Source organism: Hydrogenophaga sp. (genome assembly GCF_030158645.1).
In the GTDB taxonomy this organism is placed as follows: domain Bacteria; phylum Pseudomonadota; class Gammaproteobacteria; order Burkholderiales; family Burkholderiaceae_C; genus Hydrogenophaga.
Genome location: NZ_JAOASO010000030.1, coordinates 1 through 3,346 on the forward strand (window position 1 = coordinate 1; position 3,346 = coordinate 3,346).

Sequence of the window (3,346 nt, forward strand, 5' to 3'; positions counted from 1 at the left end):
TTCGGCCATGTGCTGGCCAGCGCACCACCCCCCACCGAGCCGCATTTTGTGGCCTCGCCTGGCATGAACGCGCTGGTGGGTCTGTGGGGCCAGCCGCTGGCCGCCAGCACCCTGCTCGACACCCGCGTGACCCAGATCGAGCGCGACGCCCTGCACGCCGAGCAGTGGCAGCTGCGCACCGAAGACAGTGCCGGCGGTCAGCAAGTCGTGGGTGGCTTCGACCGCGTGGTGCTGGCCATGCCGCACCCGCAGGTGCACGACCTGCTGCGCGCCTCGGGACTCGCACCCGAACTGCGGCAGGCGCTGGCTCCTGTGCACGTGGCGCCCTGCTGGACGCTCATGGTGGCCTACCCGCAGGCCATGCAGCCCGGCCTGGCCCACCTGGGCCCGCAGTGGAACGCGGCACGCAGCACGCACCACCGCATCAGCTGGCTGGCGCGCGAGTCGAGCAAGCCCGGCCGCGACCCCATCGAACGCTGGACCATCCAGGCCAGCCCGGCCTGGTCCACCAAACACCTGGAAGACGACGCCGAGCGCGTGAAAGCCAAGCTGCTCAAGGGCTTTGCCGAGATCACGGGCATCCGCGCCACGCCCACCTTCGCGGTGGCGCACCGCTGGCGCTTCGCTCAAACGCAGACCCCGCTGGGCAAGAGCCACCTGTTCGACAAGGCGCTGGGCATCGGCGCCTGTGGCGACTGGTGCCTGGGCCACCGGGTTGAAGACGCGTTTGTCTCCGGGCTCGAAATGGCGCTCGAACTCGCCTGAGCCCGCCCCTCCGGCATCCGCTCATCCTGAGCCTGTCGAAGGATCGAAGCCCTCACCCGGATGGCTGCCTACAGGGGCCGTTTCGCCCCCTCCCCCACCGGCCCGCTGCACGCGGGCTCGCTCGTTGCGGCGCTGGGCAGCTGGCTCGACGCCCGCGCCCATGGCGGCCAGTGGCTGGTGCGCATCGAAGACGTGGACACGCCGCGTTGCGTGCCCGGTGCCGCTGAACGCATCCTGCAGCAACTCGCCGCCTGCGGTCTGGTGAGCGACGAGCCCGTGGCCTGGCAGTCGCAGCGCGGCGAGCGGTACCAGCAGGCGCTGAATCAACTCATCGACCCAGGCCATGCCTACCCCTGCGGCTGCTCGCGCAAGGACATCGAGACGGCACTGGAAATCCAGGGTGCGAGCCGCGAGCGCCACCACATCGCGGTCTACCCCGGCACTTGCCGGCCCGAGCGCGGCGGTCTGCAAGGCAAACCCGCGCGCGCCTGGCGCTTCCGGATTCATGAAACAGCCGATGTGGCCTGGGCTGACCGCCGCCTGGGCCCACAAGCGCAAAACGTCGCCACCGAAGTCGGCGACTTCATCCTCCGACGCGCCGACGGCCTCTGGGCCTACCAGCTCGCGGTGGTGGTGGACGACGCCGCGCAAGGCATCACCCACGTGGTGCGCGGTCAGGACCTGACCGACAACACGGCGCGCCAGATCCTGCTGCAGCGCGCGCTGGGCCTGCCAACACCCGCTTATCTGCACACGCCCCTGGTGCTGGGTGCCAACGGCGAAAAGCTCAGCAAGCAAAACGGCGCGCTGCCACTGGACCTGTCCGATCCCCTGCAGGCACTCAACGCAGCGGCTCAAGCCCTGGGACTGCCGCCCCGGACCGGCAGCGTGCCGCAAGCCCTCACCGCCTGGACCACGGCATGGGCCAGGGGCGTGGCAGGCCTAGAATCCACGCCTTTGCCGCACGAACCCACGCCATGACCGACCCCCGCCACGCGCAGCCGCGCGCCCCCCTGAGCGAAGTGCCCTATGTGCGGCAGGTGAAGAGTTATGTGCTGCGCGCTGGTCGCATGGGGCCAGGACAAGCGCGCGCTTATGAAGAGCACGGTCCACGCTTTCTGCTGAACTACGTTCCCGGGCCCTTCGACGCCACCGCCGCCTTCGGTCGCAGCGCGCCGCTGATCATGGAAATCGGCTTCGGCATGGGCGGCGCCACCGCCCACATTGCCGGCGTGCGACCCGGCGACAACTTTCTGTGCTGCGAAGTGCACGAGCCCGGCGTCGGCGCACTCCTCAAACTCGTCGGCGAGCAAGGGCTGGAGAACATCCGCATCCTGCGCCACGACGCGGTGGAGGTGCTCGACCACATGCTGGGCGAGAACAGCCTGGACGGCGTGCACATCTTCTTTCCCGACCCCTGGCACAAGAGCCGCCACCACAAGCGCCGCCTGATCCAGCCGGCGTTTGCGAGCCAGCTCGCGCGCCACCTCAAACCCGGCGGCTACCTGCACCTGGCCACCGACTGGGAACCCTATGCCCACCAGATGCTGGAGGTGCTGAGCGCCGAGCCGCTGCTGCAGAACACCGCCGAGCCCGGCGGCAACGGCTTTGTGCCCCAGCCGGCGTACCGGCCGCTCACCAAGTTTGAAAACCGGGGCTTGAAGCTCGGCCACGGGGTGTGGGACCTGGTGTTCCGCCGGGCCTGAAAACCCGGCCCACCCACGTGGCACGCCCGCCGAAGAGTCCAGACATCCCCGCACGCCACGGCGTGTCCGCCAGTTGCGTGGCGCTTCCCCACGCGAAGGGAGCTCCCTGGCCGCTGCTGCTGGACTTCCTCGCTGAGCGACTGCATGGGGTGGACCGAGCGGCCTGGGCCGAACGCATGGCGCGCGGAGAGGTGCTGGACGACTCCGGCCAGGCCCTGACGCCCCGCACACCCTTTCTGCCCGGTGCGCGCGTCCACTACTACCGCCACCTCGACGGCGAACCCACCATCCCGTTTGAAGAGACGGTGCTGTTTCAGGACGACCACCTGCTGGTGGCCGACAAGCCGCATTTTTTGCCGGTGACACCGGGCGGGCGCTACGTGCAGCAAAGCCTGTTGGTGCGCCTGAAACGCCGCACCGGCATCGACACACTCAGCCCCATCCACCGCATCGACCGCGAAACCGCGGGACTTGTGCTGTTCAGTGTGCGCCCGCAAGACCGCAACGCCTACCAGGCCCTGTTTCGCGACCGCGCGGTGCACAAGACCTACGAAGCCATCGCCCCCCACCGCCCCGCGCTCAGTTTCCCGCTCAGGCGGCGCAGCCGGATCGAGGAAGACAGCACACGCTTCTTTCGCATGGTCGAGACCGACGGCGAGCCCAACAGCGAAACGCTGGTCGAATGCACCGAGGTGCACGGTGACTGGGCGCGCTACACGCTCTCACCGGTCACGGGCAAGCGCCACCAGCTGCGCGTGCACATGAACGCGCTGGGCGCGCCCATCGCGGGTGATCAGTTCTACCCGAAGGTGCTGCGGGGGCCGGACGACGACGAAGACTTTGCCGAACCGCTGCGGCTGCTGGCGCGCGGCATC

Annotated in this window: 4 protein-coding genes; all 4 read left to right on the plus strand. The window is 69.2% G+C overall.

Features of this window, described 5'->3' with window-relative positions; all coding sequences use genetic code 11:
• Positions 1 to 765, plus strand: a 765-nt coding sequence (locus Q1W68_RS02905; protein WP_300715550.1) for an FAD-dependent oxidoreductase, incomplete at its 5' end; no start/stop codon positions are given.
• 60 nt (positions 766 to 825) lie between these two features.
• Positions 826 to 1,746, plus strand: a complete 921-nt coding sequence (gluQRS, locus tag Q1W68_RS02910) for a tRNA glutamyl-Q(34) synthetase GluQRS (protein WP_300715551.1) — start codon at positions 826 to 828, stop codon at positions 1,744 to 1,746.
• On the plus strand, positions 1,743 to 2,471 hold the full coding sequence (gene trmB, locus Q1W68_RS02915; protein WP_300715552.1) for a tRNA (guanosine(46)-N7)-methyltransferase TrmB: 729 nt from the start codon (positions 1,743 to 1,745) through the stop codon (positions 2,469 to 2,471). The genes gluQRS and trmB overlap by 4 nt, the downstream gene beginning before the upstream one ends.
• Before the next feature lie 77 nt (positions 2,472 to 2,548).
• Positions 2,549 to 3,346, plus strand: a 798-nt coding sequence (locus tag Q1W68_RS02920; RefSeq protein ID WP_300715553.1) for a pseudouridine synthase, incomplete at its 3' end; no start/stop codon positions are given.